Source organism: Gemmatirosa kalamazoonensis, assembly GCF_000522985.1.
In the GTDB taxonomy this organism is placed as follows: domain Bacteria; phylum Gemmatimonadota; class Gemmatimonadetes; order Gemmatimonadales; family Gemmatimonadaceae; genus Gemmatirosa; species Gemmatirosa kalamazoonensis.
Genome location: NZ_CP007129.1, coordinates 871386 through 887969, shown reverse-complemented (window position 1 = coordinate 887969; position 16584 = coordinate 871386). Strand labels below are relative to the sequence as shown.

The 16584-nt window shown below is 71.5% G+C and carries 17 protein-coding genes and 1 pseudogene; 9 read left to right on the top strand and 9 right to left on the bottom strand.

The window, feature by feature from the left end; genetic code table 11:
• Positions 1 to 28 precede the first annotated feature (28 nt).
• From J421_RS27080 to J421_RS34190, 3 genes and pseudogenes are all read right to left on the bottom strand, one after another.
• The gene (locus J421_RS27080) at positions 29 to 820 is read right to left on the bottom strand and encodes an SMP-30/gluconolactonase/LRE family protein (RefSeq protein WP_236646349.1); all 792 of its coding nucleotides are present in this window, start codon (positions 818 to 820) and stop codon (positions 29 to 31) included.
• Between the two features lie 140 nt (positions 821 to 960).
• Positions 961 to 1155 carry a sensor histidine kinase gene (locus J421_RS34850; protein WP_425485858.1) on the bottom strand — a complete coding sequence of 65 codons (195 nt, stop codon included), beginning with the start codon at positions 1153 to 1155 and terminating at the stop codon, positions 961 to 963.
• A 311-nt stretch (positions 1156 to 1466) separates the two neighbouring features.
• Positions 1467 to 2534 (bottom strand): annotated as a pseudogene (locus J421_RS34190) (PAS domain-containing protein); the annotation flags it as partial.
• Between the two features lie 229 nt (positions 2535 to 2763).
• Between J421_RS34190 and J421_RS32340 the strand changes: the two are divergent.
• On the top strand, positions 2764 to 3201 hold the full coding sequence (locus J421_RS32340; RefSeq protein WP_148306570.1) for a hypothetical protein: 438 nt from the start codon (positions 2764 to 2766) through the stop codon (positions 3199 to 3201).
• Between the two features lie 99 nt (positions 3202 to 3300).
• On the opposite strand, the gene J421_RS27060 is transcribed toward J421_RS32340, so the two are convergent.
• Together J421_RS27060 and J421_RS27055 are read right to left on the bottom strand one after the other, a co-directional pair.
• Positions 3301 to 3792, bottom strand: a complete 492-nt coding sequence (locus J421_RS27060) for a GyrI-like domain-containing protein (RefSeq protein WP_025414245.1) — start codon at positions 3790 to 3792, stop codon at positions 3301 to 3303.
• Positions 3789 to 5621: a DUF885 domain-containing protein gene (locus J421_RS27055; protein ID WP_025414244.1), complete on the bottom strand. Its 1833-nt coding sequence runs from the start codon at positions 5619 to 5621 to the stop codon at positions 3789 to 3791. Before J421_RS27055 ends, J421_RS27060 begins: the two co-directional genes overlap by 4 nt.
• Positions 5622 to 6305: 684 nt before the next feature.
• On the opposite strand from J421_RS27055, the gene J421_RS27045 reads away from it, so the two are divergent.
• The 5 genes from J421_RS27045 to J421_RS27025 all read left to right on the top strand — a co-directional run bounded on the left by J421_RS27045 (position 6306) and on the right by J421_RS27025 (position 9146).
• A complete protein-coding gene (locus J421_RS27045; RefSeq protein WP_104023329.1) occupies positions 6306 to 6902 on the top strand; it encodes an NYN domain-containing protein in 597 nt (198 codons plus the stop codon).
• A gap of 152 nt (positions 6903 to 7054) precedes the next feature.
• Positions 7055 to 7795 (top strand): hypothetical protein, encoded by a 741-nt coding sequence (locus tag J421_RS27040; RefSeq protein ID WP_148306569.1) that lies wholly within the window; start codon positions 7055 to 7057, stop codon positions 7793 to 7795.
• Between the two features lie 12 nt (positions 7796 to 7807).
• Positions 7808 to 8149 (top strand): YciI family protein, encoded by a 342-nt coding sequence (locus J421_RS27035; RefSeq protein ID WP_025414240.1) that lies wholly within the window; start codon positions 7808 to 7810, stop codon positions 8147 to 8149.
• 48 nt (positions 8150 to 8197) lie between these two features.
• On the top strand, positions 8198 to 8599 hold the full coding sequence (locus J421_RS27030) for a hypothetical protein (protein WP_025414239.1): 402 nt from the start codon (positions 8198 to 8200) through the stop codon (positions 8597 to 8599).
• A gap of 109 nt (positions 8600 to 8708) precedes the next feature.
• Positions 8709 to 9146, top strand: a complete 438-nt coding sequence (locus J421_RS27025) for a hypothetical protein (protein WP_025414238.1) — start codon at positions 8709 to 8711, stop codon at positions 9144 to 9146.
• 40 nt (positions 9147 to 9186) lie between these two features.
• Here the strand turns inward: J421_RS27025 and J421_RS27020 are convergent, their stop codons facing one another.
• Positions 9187 to 9843, bottom strand: a complete 657-nt coding sequence (locus J421_RS27020) for a porin family protein (RefSeq protein ID WP_025414237.1) — start codon at positions 9841 to 9843, stop codon at positions 9187 to 9189.
• 13 nt (positions 9844 to 9856) lie between these two features.
• Positions 9857 to 10156: a phosphopantetheine-binding protein gene (locus J421_RS27015; RefSeq protein ID WP_025414236.1), complete on the bottom strand. Its 300-nt coding sequence runs from the start codon at positions 10154 to 10156 to the stop codon at positions 9857 to 9859.
• A gap of 178 nt (positions 10157 to 10334) precedes the next feature.
• Here J421_RS27015 and J421_RS27010 point away from each other — a divergent pair, with 178 nt between their 5' ends.
• Complete coding sequence (locus tag J421_RS27010) at positions 10335 to 10658, top strand: PadR family transcriptional regulator (protein WP_104023415.1); 324 nt, start codon at positions 10335 to 10337, stop codon at positions 10656 to 10658.
• An 11-nt stretch (positions 10659 to 10669) separates the two neighbouring features.
• Positions 10670 to 13408, top strand: coding sequence for an ADOP family duplicated permease (locus tag J421_RS27005; protein ID WP_025414234.1), 2739 nt, complete (start codon positions 10670 to 10672; stop codon positions 13406 to 13408).
• A gap of 55 nt (positions 13409 to 13463) precedes the next feature.
• On the opposite strand, the gene J421_RS27000 is transcribed toward J421_RS27005, so the two are convergent.
• Positions 13464 to 13763, bottom strand: coding sequence for a hypothetical protein (locus J421_RS27000; RefSeq protein ID WP_104023328.1), 300 nt, complete (start codon positions 13761 to 13763; stop codon positions 13464 to 13466).
• Between the two features lie 131 nt (positions 13764 to 13894).
• On the opposite strand from J421_RS27000, the gene J421_RS26995 reads away from it, so the two are divergent.
• A complete protein-coding gene (locus J421_RS26995) occupies positions 13895 to 15445 on the top strand; it encodes a methyltransferase (protein ID WP_025414232.1) in 1551 nt (516 codons plus the stop codon).
• 291 nt (positions 15446 to 15736) lie between these two features.
• Here J421_RS26995 and J421_RS26990 read toward each other — a convergent pair whose 3' ends face one another.
• Positions 15737 to 16567 (bottom strand): class I SAM-dependent methyltransferase, encoded by an 831-nt coding sequence (locus J421_RS26990; RefSeq protein ID WP_025414231.1) that lies wholly within the window; start codon positions 16565 to 16567, stop codon positions 15737 to 15739.
• Positions 16568 to 16584 lie beyond the last annotated feature (17 nt).

The following is a 16584-nucleotide window of genomic DNA, read 5'->3' as shown; positions in this document are numbered from 1 at the left end:
CCGCCGCGCGAGTGACGGGGCCGAGGGCTCAGCGCGGGAGGCCGGGGACGTCCATGCGCAGCGTGTAGAGCGTCTTGCCGGCGGTGACGTAGAGCGTGCGCATGTCCGGTCCGCCGAACGCGTTGTTCGTGATGTAGTCCTCGGGGATCGGGATGAACTTCAGCAGCTTCCCGCGCGGCGAGATGACGTAGATCCCCGTGTGGTTGTCGAGCGTCTCGGCCGAGCCGCGGAGCTGGTTCATCCCCGCCGACGCGATCAGGTTCCCGTCCGCGTCGATGCTCATGCCGTCGGCGCTGCGGCCCGGCGAGAAGTCGTAGTGCACGCGCATGTTCGACACTGTGCCGTCGTCCGCGAGGTCGTACGCGCGGATGAGGCGCGCGCCGCCGGCGGTGCCGTTCGCCTCGACGAGATAGAGCGTGCGATCGTCGGGCGAGATCTGGATGCCGTTGGGCCGCTGCACGTCGGGCCGCGCGAGGAGCCGCGTGACGCGCCCGGGCCCGTCGATGCGATACACTGCGCCGCCGATCAGATCGGTGACGTACAGCCGCCCCTTGCCGTCGATGGTGACGTCGTTAGGCGCCACGAGCGGTGCCGCGGCGCCGCTGTCGACGAGGATCTCCACGGCGCCCGTGCGCAGGTCGGTGCGCGTGACGCGTGGCCGGAAGCGCTCGGTCATGCCGCGGCGCGTCGACTCGGCGCCCTCGCACGCGACGAGCCGCCCCTGCGGGTCGACGAGCAGCCCGTTCGCGCCGTTGCTGTGCTCGCGGAACACGGTCAGCTCGCCCTGGGGCGTGAGCTTCATGATCCGGTCCCACACCATCTCGGAGAAGTACACGTTGCCGTCGCGGTCGACGGTCGGGCCCTCGGTGAACGCGACCGCGGTCGCGATTCGCGGCTGCTGCGCGTGCACGGCGAGCGGCGCGAGCGCGACGACTCCCGCGGCGACGACGGCGCGCGCGATCACGCGGTCGCGCGCCGCTCCGGCGCGCACGCAGGGAGCGTGAATCGGAACGTCGTGCCCGCGCCGGGACGGCTCTCCACGTCGACCGAGCCGCCGTGCGCCTCGACGATGCCGCGCACGATCGTGAGCCCGAGGCCGACGCCGTGATGCGTGCCGCGCTCGGCCTGCCAGTAGCGGTCGAACACGTGTGGCAGATCGTCGGGCGCGATGCCGCGTCCGGTGTCCTCGACGGACGTCTCGACGAACCCGCCGAGCGCGCGCGCGCGCGAATCGTGATGCGCCCCGCGCTCGGCGTGAACTTCAGCGCGTTGCTCACGAGGTTGCCGAGCGCCTGCACGACGCGACCCCGGTCGGCGTGCACCTCCGGCAGCCCGGGCGGCAGCTCCGCCTCGAGCCGCAGCCCGCGGTCGGCCGCGCGCCCCGCCGCCGTCGCGATGGCGTCGTCGACGAGCGCGTCGACCGGCGTGGGCGCGGGCGCGATCGCGAGGTGGCCCATCTCGATCTGCGTGACGTCGAGCAGATCGCGGATCAGCGTGTCCATGCCGCGCGCGGAGCGGCGGATGAGCGCGAGCTGCCGCGCGTGATCCTCCGCGGACAGCGGCAGCTCGATCGCCGCGCCGACGCTCATGAGGATCGTGTGCACCGGATTGCGCAGGTCGTGCGCGACGATGGCGAGCACCTCGTCGCGGAGCTTGATCGCGCGCTCGGCGTCGGTGCGTGCGGCGCGCTCGCGCTCCAGCATCGCGCCGCGCGCGGCCTCGGCCTCGCACCGCGTCGTGACGTCGGTGCACGCGCCGGTGAGATACCTCGGGCGGCCCGTCGCGTCGAGCGTCGTGCGCGCACGGTCGGCGATCCAGCGCACCGATCCGTCGGGCAGCACGATGCGGAACTCCTCGTCGAAGTGCGCGCCGCGCGTCGCGCTGCGCTCGAACGCACTCAGCACGCGCGGCAGATCGTCGGGGTGCACGGCGCCGAGCAGGCGGTCGAGCGACTGCAGCCGATCGCCCTCGGGGAAGCCGAGCACGCGCGCGAGCCCGTTCGACCAGTCGAGCGCCTGTCGCTCGAAGTCGTAGTGGTAGATGCCCGTGCCCGACGCGTCGAGCGCGACGCGTAGCCGCTCCTCCGCGGCGCGCCGCGCCTGCTCGGCCTCCCACTGCTCCGACAGATCCTCGACGATGCCGAGGAAGGACGCGGGCGGCGACGACGGATCGGCGTCGTCGGCGCGCACCACGGTGACGATGACGCGCGCGTAGACGAGCGACCCGTCGGGGCGCACGAAGCGCTTCTCGAGCGTGTAGCGCGGGATGGTGCCCGCGGCGAGCTGCCCGGTCATGGCGAGGCAGCGCGGCAGGTCGTCGGCGAACGACACCTCCTGGAACGTCGTCGCGAGCAGCTCGTCGTGCGTGAGGCCGAAGATCGTGCAGAGCTGCGGGTTCGCGAAAAGGAAGTGGCCGGTGGCGTCGAAGTGCGCGATGCCGACGGGCGCGCGCTCGACGGTGATGTCGAACCGGGTGCGGCTCGGCGTGCTCACGGAGCCGGCCACGTCGGTGCGGGGCTCGAGCGGGAGCGTCATGGCGAGGCGGGAGGATGACGCGTGCGCCTCCATCAGAACGTCGCGAACGGAGGGCCGCAAGAGCCCTCGCGGCGCGCGGCTCGCGCGCGTCTCCGCCCTGCGGGGGTGCGTGGCGCAGGGCGGGGACGGCGGCGGACGCGGTGCGGAACGCCACGATCACGGCGAAGCGCACCCCGTCGCCGTCCCAGATGTGGATCCACTCCGTCGCGAGCAGCGCACCGTGCGCGTCGTGCAGCTCGAGCTCCAGCTCCAGCGCCGTGAGCAGTACGAGCGCCCGCTGCCCCGCCTCGGCCTCGATGCGCGTGCGCTCCGCGACCTCGGCATCGCCTGCAGGCAGGAAGCCGCGGTTGCGCCGTGTCCGGTCGGCGGCGCGCACCGTCGCGCGCATCGCGTCGTACGCGGGGAAGGGGTCGAGGTCGCCGAGGCCCATCGGATCGTCGAGGGCCAGGTCGCCGGCGCCGATCGGGACGCCGCGGTGAAGGACGGTCACCCGCATCGCGTGCGCACGGTGCTCGTTAGGCCCGCGGCCGCCAGTCAGAAGTCGGCGCCGACGCCGAAGATGAGGAGGCGCGGCCGGAACGGTTTGGGCACGTCGGACGCCGCCGCCTCTGCCGGACAGTCGCCCTGCCCATTCGCGGCGCCGAAGAGGGCCGTGAAGAATGGATAGATCGGGTGCATGCGCGTGCTCGCAGTGTCCTGCGCTGTCGCGACGCACGGTGCCGCAGTGACGAGCCAGAACGCCAGCGTCGCGGACCGCCGCCGATCGTTAGGCACGGACCGGCCGCTCCCGAGAGGCTTCCGCGCGCACCGCGACGTGGATGTGCACCGTGGACGGATCCTCGGGCTCGTACTGCTCGAAGTCCGTCGTGTACGCGCGTGCCGGCGCATCAGGCTCGGCGAAGTACGCCCACACCGCCTGCCACCCCGCGATCACCGCGGCCGGCATGTCGCCGGTGCTCGTGAACACGGCGTAGCGGCCGGGCACCACACGCACCGTGCGCTCGCCCGACGTGGACGGTCCGGCCTCGCGGCCAAGCACCACGGTGTACGCGCCGTGCACGTCGGACTCGTAGTCGGTGTACACGCTGAATACCGTCGTCGGCAGCCCGCCCGCCGCCATGAAGCGGCCCCACAGCGCCGGCAGCGCCGCGGTCGCCGGGTCGCCCTCGCGCGCGTTCGACGTGCGCACGGACACGCCGGTGACGTCGCGCGGGCTCGTGAGCTCGACGAGCCGTGGCCGGATGTGGGATGAGGTCATTTCGTAGCCGAGTGAACATATTCGCCGACGTTCTTCGCGAGAACGTCGAGCGGGACGTTGCCGCCGAGCACCACCGTGTCGTTGAACGCCCGCACGTCGAACGTTGGGCCGAGCGCGGTCATCGCCTTCTGGCGCTGACGGACGATCTCGCTGTGGCCCACCTTGTAGCCGCACGCCTGTCCGGGCCACGAGCAGTAGCGATCGACCTCGCTCGCCACCTCGAGCGGGTTGGACCCGTTCACGTCGACGAAGAACTGCACGCCCTGCTCGCGCGTCCAGCGCTTCGCGTGGATGCCGGTGTCGACCACGAGGCGGCACGCGCGGAACGCGAGCGACTGCAGGTAGCCGAGCCGCCCCACCGGATCGTTCTCGTACGCCCCGAACTCGTCGGCGAGCTGCTCGGCGTACAGCGCCCAGCCCTCGGAGTACGCGTTGAACGCGAGCAGCTGTCGGACGAGCGGCATCTCGTGCGTGTACTCGCCTTGCCAGATGTGCCCGGGGATCGCCTCGTGGAACGCGAGGTCGCCGAGGCTGTAGCGACTGTGGAGGCTCGTCGTGCGCAGGTTGATCCAGAAGCGCCCGGGGATCTTGCCGTCGATCGATCCCGCGCCGCCGTACGCGGCCGGCGCGCCCGGCTCCTCCTCGGGCGGCAGGCGCTTCACCTCCATGTTCGGATGCACGAGCGTGTGGAACATGCGCGGCATCTGCGCGCGCACCCAGTCGAGCCGCTGCTGCACGAACGCGAGGATCTCGGCCCGTCCCGCGTCGCCCTCGGGGAACTGATAGCGCGGGTCGGCGGCGAGCGCCTTCATGCGTTCGCCGACCGTGCCGTTCGTGTAGCCCAGGCCCTTCAGGATCTCGTCCATCCGCGCGTGCAGCTGCTCGAGCTCGCGCTTCCCCGTCTCGTGAATGTCGTCCGGCGATCGGGTCGTGGTCGTGGACGCGTGCAGCGCCCAACGATAGAACTCCTCGCCGCGCGGCCGCGCCCAGATGCCCGCGTCGCCGGTGGCGACGGCGCGCTCCGCCTCCAGCTCCGCGATCTGCCGGTCGAGCGCGGGCGCGACGGCCTGCATCGCGATCGTGCGCGCGCGCCGCGCCCAATCGCCGGGGATCGTCTTCGTGCGCCGCTCGATGGACTCGACGAGCGACCCGCCTTCCCGCGCGCTCCTCGCCGAGAGGCGGATCTGCCCGAGCGCCTTGTCGAGCAGGAACGCCGGCGGCACGAGGCCGAGTCCGCGCGCGGCCTGCATCCGGCCGGTCTCTCCGTCGAGCTGCTTCGCGTACGACTCCAGCCGCGCGAGATACGCCTCGGCGTCGGCGGCATTCTCGATCGGATGATCGGCGTCGAGCGAGCGCGGGATGTCGAGATACGCACCGACGTTCTGGATGACCGTGTACGGCGTGTTGCGCCAACTACCGACCGTCGTGTCGCCGTAAGGCAGTGCGAGCCCCTCGAGCGCCGTGGCGTACGCGCTCCGCACCACCTCGACGCTGGTGCGCGTGGCGTGCGAGAGACCAGCGGTGTCGATCGCGTCGACGCGATCCAGGTCGGCGCGCACCTGCGCGGCGATCCGCCGCCGCCCCTCCGCCGAACGGTCGGTGAGCCGGGAGCGCAGCTCGGCGCGCGCACCGGTGTCGATGCCGAGCTGGGTCGCGCTCTCGGGGAAGAGGCGCAGAAGATTCTCGCCCACGTCGTTCAGCACGGCGAGCGCGGCGCCGCCGCGGGGAGCGGGCGATGTCGGTGGTGTGACGCGGCCGCGGGCGCACCCGGGCAGCAGCGGCAGCGTGGCGGCGGACGCCAGGGCGGCGAGGAGCTCACGGCGATTCATCGATGCATCGGACGATGGTGGGTACGACGGGTGCTCCACCATCATGCGTGCGAGGGCACGCCGACGGCAACGACTCGGGGGCGGCGGGTACCTGGCGTCGGGAGCGTGCAGGCAGCACAATGGGCGTTAGGCTTGCACGACCATTCAAGAATGGGAGGGTACTTTGGAAGACGATGCGGCAACCGGAGCCCGCGAGTGAGGCCCCTCGGCGTCTGGTCGGGGCGGCGTGTGGCTCTGACGGCCCTCGCGTGGCCCGCCGCGCTCTTGCTTTTCACCGCCGGCGTGGCGTCCCTTGCACTTCGCGCCGTGCGCAGGCAGGCCGCCGAACATGCCGCGGCCCGGGCGGCCGCCACGGGTGACCGCATCGCCTATCTTCCGCCAGAGCCGCACGACTTCGTAGTGCTCGTCAGCGGGTCGGCCGCTCCCGCGCTCGGCGCCCTCCTTGTCGGGCCGCCGGCGATCTTGACGCTCCTCTGGCTCCGCGCCCGCCAGCGAACTGGCCGGGATCGCGAGCCGCCAGCCTAACGAATCGTTGCAGACTGACGAGGGCGCGCGGAGTCCCTCGCGGGGGCATAGATCACGCTCGCGCCCTCGCAGCTGAACTCCCGCGTTAGCCGGCTTTCACTCCAATCATGTTCCTCGGCTGACTGTGCGCGCTGTTAGGCCCCGGCGGAGTCCGCGAGTATGACGCGCCCGTTCCCCTCATTTCGACGAATGATGGTGTTCGTTGACGGCGAGAACCTGACGATGCGCTACCAGGCGATGGTCACGATCGGCTGGGAACCGCGCCACGATATGATTCATCGCAGGAACGCGTTGCTTTGGCACCCTGGCAACACCCAACTCGCGCTCACGGGCAATCACGAGGTACTGCGTGCCACCTACTACACATCGACGACTGGCGGCCTCGATGAGCAGAACGCTCTTAGGGAGCAGATCCAAGGGCTAACATTTTCCAAGAACCCGGACGATCGGGTGATTAACCGCCTGACCGGCAGGGTCTTCCATCGCGACAAGAATACGAATCGCTCGAAGGGCGTCGACATCCAGCTAGCGGTTGACGTGCTCAATCACGTTCACTTCAACCACGTCGATACGGTGTATCTCCTCTCCGGCGACGGCGACTATTTGCCGCTGGTTGATGAGGTCCAGCGGAGTGGAAAGCAGCTCTACCTCGCTGCCTTTTCCGAGGGACTCAGTACCGCGTTGAAGGAACGTGCCGATGAGTTTTACTGCCTCGATCACAATGTCTTCCCTCGGGGGACGCCCGTCCGTCGATGATCGAGTGAGAGAAATGGTGCCGGCTAACGAGTCGTTGGACCTGACGAGACTGCGCAGCGTCTCTCGCCGCCGAGCTCCAGCCCTGCGGCTTCGCAGTTGAACTCAAGCGTTAGCCGGCAATACACGTGTCAACGGTCGGTATGCTTCGGGACATGATCCGCGAGGAGTCGCCCCTCCGGCGCTTGCCACTGGCGCTGCCGCCGAGTCAGCTCGTCTTCGTCGATGGTCTCCGTCTCAGCCTGGAGTCCGCGGCACTGGCGTATCACCGTCTGCACGAGGGACTTCTCGCGATAACCGTTGCGTCCACAAAGGGCGCCCATGAGCACAACACGTTGATAGCCGCCGGCGTTGATGCGTGGTGCGTCGTCGACTCGCTGCGGCGATTCCGCCGCCTGCTTCAGCACACGCCTGGTGTGAAACAGAACGCGCCCGGTTGTCAGCAGTTCTATCGGTCAACTGGAGCTCTTGAAACCCTCAGAGACTCGGCGCAACACCTCGAGGATCGCGCGAGCCAAGCGTTGGAGGCTGAGCTTCCGTTCTGGGGAACGATCGCCTGGACTGCAGTCGTCGACGCTGATCAGAATTTGGTCGCGCAGATGATGATCGTACTGGGCGCGCTACGGACTGGATTGCATCCGCTACCGAAGACGCTTGGTCGGCCGATTCGCGGGGAAGTCGACCACGTCGTTCTCCGAGCGTTTGAGGAGGAGGCAAACCTAAGCGATGCACTTCGCCTCGCCGATCACGTGGGGGCCGAGTTGGAGCGGAGGCTAGCAGAGGAGATGGGTGACGCCACTGATCGATTCTCCTCCGATCTCGTGGTGCGCGTCGACCTAAAGGGAGTTGACGAGCCGGCGCCCGAGCAAGCATCGATCAACGAGCCTGCTGGCTAACGAATCTCTGCCATGGCCAAGTATCTGATCTCCTTCCCCAGCGCGGCGATGGTCGTGCCCGACGGCGAGTGGGAGGTGGTGGGCCGCGACGCGCACGCCGTGATCGATGAAGCGAAGGCCGCCGGCGTCTACGTCTTCGGTGGCGGCATCGACGAGAACGTGCCGCCCGTGCTCGTCTCGGCCGACGGCTCGGTGGCCGAGGGCGGCTACCCGTGGGCGCCCCCGCTCGACGGCGGCTTCACCGTACTCGAGCTGCCCTCGCGCGAGGAGGCCGTCGCGTGGGCCGCCCGCATCGCGAAGGCCTGCCGGTGCGATCAAGAGCTCCGCGTCTTCGGGTTCGACCCGCGATCCTGAGGCACCTCGTCGTCCACCAGAGCGCCATACAGACGGAGCCCAGCGCCGATGCGCGACCCGTTCGACCCGAACGAGATCCAGGCCTGGATCGCGGCGCACCGCGACGCGTTGCCGCGGACGCTGGGGGAGCTCGGCACCTTCCCGGTGCCGTACCGCGGCGCGATCGTGCGGGCCCTGCCGCCGCCGGCGCGCGAGGCGATCTGGCGCGAGCACTTCGGCGAGTTCCTCGCGCCCGGCTCACCGCTGTCGCCGGCGCAGCAGGCGTTCGTCCGCGAGGCGATGGCCGAGTTGCCGGTCCTCATGGCGGACGACCTCGCGGCGGCCCGCGCTCGCGGCGGGGCGCTGGAGGCGCGCATGGCGCCGCTGTTCTCCCGGGAGGAAGCCGCACGCGTCTTCGGAATGGTCGGGCCGCCGGAGCCGCCCGGCGGCCTACCGGCACCCCCGAGGTGACGTCCGGCTGTCGCCTAACGATTCGTTGCAGCTGACCATGCGGACCACGACGTCAGCGCAGCGCTCCTCGTCCACCGGAGGATCCGTGTCGCAATTCGGTAGCGCCGCCATGATCCCGAATGCCCGCCTCGCCGCGCTCGCGCCACTCGTCGGCGAGTGGACGACGGTGGGGCGCCACTCGATGATGCCCGGTGTCGTGCTGCACGGCCGGACGCTCTTCGACTGGCACGAAGGGGGCGCCTTCCTCCGCGTGCGCTCGGAGATCGCCGAGCCTCGCATCCCGACCGCGATCGCCCTCGTCGGCAGCGACGACGCGAGCGACGCCTTCACCATGCTGTACTTCGACGAGCGGGGCGTCTCGCGGCGGTTCGAGGTCGCGATGGACGGCGCGGTCGTGCGGTGGTGGCGTACGGCGCCCGGGTTCTCGCAGCGCTACACGCTGACCCCGGCTCCGGAGGGCGATACGCTCCGTGGCGTGAGCGAGCTGTCGAGGGACGACGTCACGTGGGAGCAGGACCTGGAGCTGACGTACACCAGGGTGAAGTGAGCCGGCCCGACGCATCGTCGCCGCCGACGCAACGTGCCCGTCACCAGGGAAGCGGCGCCTCGAACCCCGCGGTGAGCGACAGGGCGCGGTTGCGCTCAGAGGTGCCGGGAACGATTCGCACGAGGCCCACGTCGTACCGCGCTCCGACGTCGAGCGCGCCGGCGCCGATCCGGCCGATGGCGACACCCGCGCCGAGCACCATGCCGGCGTCGAAGCGGCGCACCGTGTCGCCGCAGTCGGTGGAACGTCCGATCTCCACGACGCCGCGCTCCTCCGTGTCGCAGACTCCGCGCAGCGCGACCGCCGGCCCGCCGATCAGATACGGCGCGACGCGACCCGTCGACGCGACCTCCACGCGCGCGAGCACCGGCACCTCGACGTAGTCGACGTTCGTCGTGAACGTCGATGGGATCGGGCCGGCCGGCGAGTTCACGATCTCACGGGCCTGCGCGCCTTTCATGGAGTAGAGCAGCTCCGGCCGGATCGCGACGTGCCGCGACACGGCGATCACCGCGTAGGCGCCGAGCAGCGCCGCGACACGATGGCGCATCTCCGCTTCGGCATCGTGGAAGGTGGCGGCGCTCGCGCCGCCGAGCACACCGAATCGGGTCGGGGCGGCGGCGCGCTGCGCGTGGGCCGCGGTGGTCGCCGCGTGGAGCGCGAGGGCGACGGAGAGGAACGAGATGCGTCGCTGCATCGTTCGGGATTCGTTAGGCGGTGCCGGCGCCACCCTGTGGCCGATCGCCGAACGGCCGGTCGGTCCAGCGCACGTCGTCCAGCGGCATCGCCATGCAGCGGGCCACCACGCGCGCGAGCCGGCGCCACGTCGGATCCGCCGCGAGCGGCATGTCGTCCTCGCCGACCGGGGCGCCCTGGAGGCGGCGCAGCGTCCGCCACACGTCCGCGAGCATGGGAGCGCTGCCGAGCGCCTCGACGTCGCGATCGCCGAGGTCGAGGCCGAACTCGCGCTCGAGCTCCATCACGAACTCGACACGTTCGAGGCTGTCCATCGCGGATGCTCGGTGACAGTGAACGCTGGCGCGGCAACGACGGCCACCGATCGCAGTCTAACGCCCGCCCGCCGCATCGGGATGGCGGCGGCGGCGGGCCGGGCCGCTCGCGCTTGACGTGCCGTGCGCTCACCATAGGTTCTCGGGGTAGAACCTCGGGGGAACCATGCCGGAGCCCATGCCGCTCGTCCGCGGGACGCTCGACGTCCTCGTGCTGAAGACACTCTCCTGGGGGCCGATGCACTCGTTCGAGATCATCGGCTGGCTCGAGCAGCGCTCGGGCGGCCGCCTCAACATCGACGACAGCGCGCTCCTGCAGGCGTTCCACCGCATGGAGGAGCGCGGCCTCGTCACCTCGGCGTGGGGCTACACGCCGAACAATCGCCGCGCGCGCTACTACCGCATGACGGCGAAGGGCCGCGCGCACCTCGACGCGGAGACCGCGAAGCTCGCGGCGTACGTCGACACGCTGCAGGCGATCCTCACCGCCACCTCCATCTGAGGCACCGCGTCATGCTGCCACGCTGGCGCAAGGACGTTCGACAGGCCGTCGGCCTCATCGCCCGCCGACCCGCCGCGATCCGCCGCGACGCCGACGACGAGCTGGCCTCGGTGCTCGAGGAACGCATCGCGCAGTTCGTCGCGCGCGGCATGACGCCCGAGGATGCGCGCGCGGAAGCCGTTCGCCGCATGGGCGGATCGGTCGAGGACGCGCGCGATCGGGTGCGCCGCTCCGCCGCACGACGCGAGCGGACGTTGGGCATCGTCGAGTGGATCGCGGGGCTCGTCGGCGACCTGCGCTACGCCGCGCGTGGGCTCGTGCGTGAGCCGCTGTTCTCGTCGTTCGCCGTGCTCACGCTCGCTCTCGGCATCGGGGCGAACGCGGCGATGTTCGGCGTCGTCGACACGCTGCTCCTGCGCGGGCCGGCGCACGTGCGCGATCCGCAGCGCGTGGTGCGGCTGTACTGGACGATGCGGCGACCGAACGGGGAGCTCGGCACCATGGCCGCGTTCGACGCGCGCGTCTACGCGAACCTCCTCGCCGAGTCGCGCGCGTTCGCGGGGATCGCCATGCAGACCCCCGCGAGCCGATCCGCGCTGCTCGGCGACGCCGTCGACGCGCGGCTCGTGACGTCCGCGATGGCGACGGCGAACCTGATGTCGGTGCTCGGCGCGCAGCCCGCGCTCGGCCGATTCTTCACGCGCGACGAGCAGGAGGCGGACGTGCCGCCGCCCGTCGCGGTGCTCGGCTACGGCATCTGGCAGCGCGACTTCGCGGGCGAGCGCACGATCGTCGGCCGGACGGTCACCCTCGGCGGTACGCCCTACGTCGTCGTCGGCGTCGCGCCGCGCGGCTTCACCGGCGCCGCGCTGGACCGCGTCGACGTCTGGCGAGTGCTGCCGGTGAAGACCGGACCCAGCGCGCGACACTGGGGACGCGGGCATTCCGCGGGGCCCGCGATCGTCGCGCGACTCCGACCCGGCGTCATGCGCGACGACGCGGCGCGCGACGCGACCGACGCGTACCGCCGCAGCTACGACGGCGGCGAGCGCGCGTTCGCCGAGGCGAGCATCGGCGTCGGGCCGCTGCACTACGGTCCCGACGGCACCGAGGCGACGGAGGCGAGCGTCGCGCGGTGGCTCGCCGGCGTATCGGCCATCGTCCTGCTCGTGGCGTGCGCCAACGTCGTGAACCTGCTGCTCGCGCGCGGCGTTAGGCAGCGGCGCGAGGTCGCGGTGCGTCTGGCCATCGGCGTCGGCCGCGCGCGATTGGTTCGCCTGCTCCTCGCGAACAGTCTCCTGCTGGCGGGGCTCGGCGGCGTGGCCGGCCTCCTCGTCGCGTTCCTCTCGGCGACGATCGTCCGTCGGGTGCTCCTCCCCGACGTCGACTGGACCGCGGGGCCGGTGAACGCGCGGGTGCTGCTGTTCTCGCTCGGCGCCGCGGTCGCCACGGGGGTCGCCATCGGTCTGCTTCCCGCGCTCCGCGCCGGACGCGCCGACGTCGTCGCGGCGCTCAAGGCGGGCGCGCGGGACGGCGGCGGGCGCCGCTCGGGTGTGCGGACCACGCTGATGATCGCGCAGGGCGCGCTGGCGATGGTCCTGCTCGTCGGCGCGGGGCTGTTCGTGCGCAGTCTCGATCGCGTGCGGCGCCTCGATCTCGGCGTCCAGCCCGATCGCGTCCTCATCGTCGACGTGCGATGGCCGCGCGTGCCCGTTGCCGCGAGCGATGCGGAGCAGGCGCGCGAGGAACAGCGGCGCGAGGAGTTCGCGCGGCAGGTCGTCGACGAGGTGGCGGCGATGCCGGAGGTGGAGCACGCGGCGGCCGCCGTCGGCGTGCCGTTCAACAACGCCTACGCGATCTCGCTGCGGGTGCCCGGCCGCGACTCGCTGCCGCGCCTCAGCGGCGGCTTCGGCGACCCCGATGTGAGCGCGGTCTCGCCGGACTACTTCGCGACGGTGGGCACGCGACTCCTGCGCGGCCGCGTGTTCTCGATGGCCGATCGCGCCGGCAGCGAGCCGGTGGCGGTCGTGAGCGCGACGATGGCGCGCGTGCTGTGGCCCGGCGCCGACGCGCTCGGCCAGTGTCTGCTGATCGGCGACGCGCGCACGTGCACGCGCGTGGTCGGCGTGGTGCAGGACGTCAGGCGGAGCAAGATCCGCGAGGATCCGCTCATGCACTACTACGTCCCACTCGGCCAGCAGTCCGCGCTGCGTGGCCCGGACCTGCTCGTGCGCCCACGCGGCGAGCCGGCGGCCGTCGTCCCGGCGCTGCGCGCGCGTCTGCGCGCGATCGACCCGACCGTCCTGTTCATCGACGCCGAGCCGCTGCAGGTGCGCGTCGATCCGCAGACGCGGAGCTGGCGGATCGGTGCGATCATGTTCTCCGTGTTCGCCGCGCTCGCTCTGCTCGTGGCGGCGGCCGGCACGTTCTCGGTGGTCGCCTACCTCGTGGAGCAGCGGCGGCACGAGCTCGGGGTGCGCATCGCGTTAGGCGCGCGCGCCGGCCAGATCGTGGGGCCGATCCTGCGGGGCGTGCTGGGCGCGGTGGGCTGCGGCGTCGCGCTCGGCGCGGGGCTGGCGCTCGCCGGCGGCACGCTCGCGGAGCCGCTGCTCTTCGAGACGAGCGCTCACGATCCTCTCGTGCTCGGCAGCGTGGCGTGCCTCCTGGCGCTGGCCTCGCTGCTCGCGGGCACGGTCCCGGCGCTGCGAGCCCGCCGCGTCGACCCCATCATCACCCTGCGCGACGAGTAGCCACGGCGGCGAGCGTCGGAGCGCCGGATTCGTTAGGCCGCCACGCCGGGCGCGATCACGGCTGGCCGCGGCGCGCGAGGCACGTGTGGTACTCGTGCATGGCCGCGGCGTGGGCCGCGTGCGCCGCCGCGGTGGCCGCAGGATCGCCGCCGGCAGCTCCCACCGCCGCGAGCGCCGAGTGCGCCCGGCCGATCTCGGCCCCGCACGCCGCATCGCCGAAAGCGCGCTGGCCCAGGCGCGGCACCGAAGGCACGGGAGGCGGCTGGAGGAGCGCGCAGCCGGCGAGGAGAAGCGCCGCGAGCGCGGCGGCGACGGCCGTGTCGCGCGACGACGAATGAACGCGCAGAGTGATCATGGATGCCACGTTCGCCTGCGCGTCGCCAAGGTTCAAGGGTCGCACCGCCGGCGCGATCGACGAGTGCGGCCCGCCGCGCGCCGCATTACCTTCGCCCGTCCGAGCGATGTCCTCAGCTCCTGGAGACGCCCGTGACGCCCGTCGACGTCTATCCCATTCGGCTCGGGCCGGCGGACGCGTTCGCCGCGGCACGCGACTGTCTCGAGCGCGGCCAGTTCGAGGAGCGCGTCGTGGCGCGCCGGCTCGGCAGGGAGACGTTGATCGACTTCCCGCGGCTGGCGGAAGGCCGGACGACGCTCGCCGGACCGGTGGAGGACGCGAATGCGGCGCTCGTCCGTCTCCTGATCGACGGCGAGCCGCTGCCGGCGGCGCGCGCCGAGGCGCTGTGCGGGGCGGCGGGCATCGCGGCGCTGCGTGACCTCGGCGTGCTCGTTCCCGATGGCGACGACCCGTCGCGTCTCGTGGCGACGGTGCTGCTCGCGCCGACGCACGGCGTGTGGATCGCGCAGGACACGCCGCCGCGCCGCGCGGGCGTCGAGGTCGGGTCCACGGTTTCCATGGCGCGCGACGTCGTGTTCCCCGCGTTCACCGAGCTCACGGGCCAGTTCCTCGGCACGCTGGAGTTCGCGGCCGGCGCGCGGGTGCTCGAGCTGTGCGCCGGCACGGGCGTCGCCGCGCTGATCGCCGCGCGGCGTGGCGCGGCGGAGGCGTGGGCCACCGACATCACCGAGCGGAGCGTGCACTTCGAGCGGTGGAACGCGGCGCTGAACGGCTTCACCCACGTGCGCGCGGTGCGCAGCGACGCGTGGGACGGGCTCGCCGGCGAGACGTTCGATCGCGTGTACGCCCACCCGCCGTACGTACCGGCGCTGACCCACGTCTACGACTACCGCGACGCGGGGGAGGACGGCGAGCACGTGTCGCGGCGCATCGTGCAGGGGCTGCCGGAGCACCTGCGTCCCGGCGGACGCTGCGCGATGACCTGCGCGCTCACCGACCGCACCGACGCCCCGGTGGAGCAGCGCATCCGGGGGTGGCTCGGCGACGCGGCTCCGGAGTTCGATCTGGTGCTGCTCCAGCGGCGCGACTGGGACGCGCTGCACGCGTTCCGCAGCGTCACGCGCCGGAAGGAGGGCTACGCCGGCGTGGAGGCGTGGCTCGAGCACTTCCACGCGCTCCGCATCGAGCGGTTCGTGCACTGCTCGTTCGAGCTGCGGCGCGACGCGGTCGGGCGGCGGCCGGTCACCGTTAGGCGCCGCGCGGGCGCGCGGGTCGACGCGGCGGCGGTGGACTTCGCGTACCGGTGGGCGCGGCACGTCGCGGCCGGGGGCACGGCCGAGGCCCGCCTAACGGGACAGCGGCCGCGTGTCGTGCCGGGCACCCAGCTCCGCACGAGCCGGCGCGCCGACGAGCGCCGCCACTGGCTCGCGGTGGGTGCGACGGTCGTCACCGATTACCCGGTGGCCGCGGCGGTCGACCTGCCTCCCGCGGCGCCCAAGCTTCTCGAGCTGTGCGACGGTGCGCGCGACGTGCCCGCGCTGCACGCCGCCCTGCGCCGGGCGGGCGCGGTCGGGAACGACGTGACGGTGGCGAACGTCGCCGAGCTGGTGGAGCTGCTCCTCTCCGTCGGCGCGCTGGAGGTGCCGGCGTGTCCGGTGCCGGCGCCGCCTAACGGAACGTAGTCTCGTCGGCTCGCGCGAGCGCCCGCGCGTCGCGCGGTGCTCGCTCCACGACGTAGCTCATCGCGGCGGAGGGCGCGAGGTGCGTCATCGCGCCCGCGGTGCCGGCCGCCTCCGCGGAGTCGAGGATCCCTAGCGTCTCGCGGTTCCGATGCCGTCGGCGACATGATGTCGTTCGCCACGCGGAGCGCGTGGTTCGCCGCCTGTCTCCCAGGCTGCCCACCTGCCGTGACCGGGAGCGCGGCGACGATGAATGCGATGCCGAAGGGGTCGGAATTGTGGAGACTCGGCGCGTTATTTTCGTGCCGATACTAAACGTACCTCGGCCGGAAAACTCAGCCCATTCGCACTCGAATACCCCTGAAAGGCGGCTATCGACCGGCGCTTCACGTCCTGGAAACTACCCGGTTGCAGCGTGGCGAGACGTTCCCGGAGCTTATCGGACATCTCCATGCGGAGATCCCAGAAATCCTCAGGAGAGAGCGGTACGTCGATGGAGAAGCGGAACAGACGCTCCATAGGATCTGCAGCGCCCGCGTCTGCAACGATGGCTTGTAGCTTTCCCGGTGCGGCAAACCGGAACGGGTCCGGCGCATCCGGCGGCAATTCAGGCGGCGGTAGAATGGGGTCGACGATTCGGGCGAGGACGTTATGAAAGGGGTTGTCGTCCCGAAAGTGCCAAACGGCGAACGCCATCTTCTTTCCCGGCTTGAGCACGCGCAACATCTCGCGTACTCCGGCAATCGGAGAGGGAAAGAACATGACTCCGAACCGGCTGACGACGGCGTCGAAGCGATTGTCGGGAAAAGGCAGGTTGTCGGCTCTGGCCGTCTCGAAACGGGCGTTGTCTAACGAGAGCCGCTCCGCCGCGCGACGTGACGCCTCGATCGAGCCCACAACGGGATCGATGCCGACAACCTCTCCCTTGGGTCCCACGAATCCCGCGATGCGAAGCGCCGGCTCTCCCGCTCCGGTTGCGACATCCAATACGGAGTGTCCCGGAGCGATTTCCGCATCGTCGATGAGCGCCTCCGAGACGGGCGCGAACAGCTGTCGGATGATTTCCGGGTTCTTATCGAAGTGGCCGGCGGCGTTGGTCGAGCGATCAATGGTTTCGCGCGACATCTCAGTTGCTCCCTTGA

Excerpts from the sequence above, each read along its gene's own strand:
- J421_RS27080 (WP_236646349.1), bottom strand. The coding sequence starts at position 820 with ATGGTGTGGGACCGGATCATGAAGCTCACGCCCCAGGGCGAGCTGACC.
- J421_RS27060 (WP_025414245.1), bottom strand. The coding sequence starts at position 3,792 with ATGACCTCATCCCACATCCGGCCACGGCTCGTCGAGCTCACGAGCCCG.
- J421_RS27055 (WP_025414244.1), bottom strand. The coding sequence starts at position 5,621 with ATGAATCGCCGTGAGCTCCTCGCCGCCCTGGCGTCCGCCGCCACGCTG.
- J421_RS27045 (WP_104023329.1), top strand. The coding sequence starts at position 6,306 with ATGACGCGCCCGTTCCCCTCATTTCGACGAATGATGGTGTTCGTTGAC.
- J421_RS27040 (WP_148306569.1), top strand. The coding sequence starts at position 7,055 with ATGATCCGCGAGGAGTCGCCCCTCCGGCGCTTGCCACTGGCGCTGCCG.
- J421_RS27035 (WP_025414240.1), top strand. The coding sequence starts at position 7,808 with ATGGCCAAGTATCTGATCTCCTTCCCCAGCGCGGCGATGGTCGTGCCC.
- J421_RS27030 (WP_025414239.1), top strand. The coding sequence starts at position 8,198 with ATGCGCGACCCGTTCGACCCGAACGAGATCCAGGCCTGGATCGCGGCG.
- J421_RS27025 (WP_025414238.1), top strand. The coding sequence starts at position 8,709 with ATGATCCCGAATGCCCGCCTCGCCGCGCTCGCGCCACTCGTCGGCGAG.
- J421_RS27020 (WP_025414237.1), bottom strand. The coding sequence starts at position 9,843 with ATGCAGCGACGCATCTCGTTCCTCTCCGTCGCCCTCGCGCTCCACGCG.
- J421_RS27015 (WP_025414236.1), bottom strand. The coding sequence starts at position 10,156 with ATGGACAGCCTCGAACGTGTCGAGTTCGTGATGGAGCTCGAGCGCGAG.
- J421_RS27010 (WP_104023415.1), top strand. The coding sequence starts at position 10,335 with ATGCCGCTCGTCCGCGGGACGCTCGACGTCCTCGTGCTGAAGACACTC.
- J421_RS27005 (WP_025414234.1), top strand. The coding sequence starts at position 10,670 with ATGCTGCCACGCTGGCGCAAGGACGTTCGACAGGCCGTCGGCCTCATC.
- J421_RS27000 (WP_104023328.1), bottom strand. The coding sequence starts at position 13,763 with ATGATCACTCTGCGCGTTCATTCGTCGTCGCGCGACACGGCCGTCGCC.
- J421_RS26990 (WP_025414231.1), bottom strand. The coding sequence starts at position 16,567 with ATGTCGCGCGAAACCATTGATCGCTCGACCAACGCCGCCGGCCACTTC.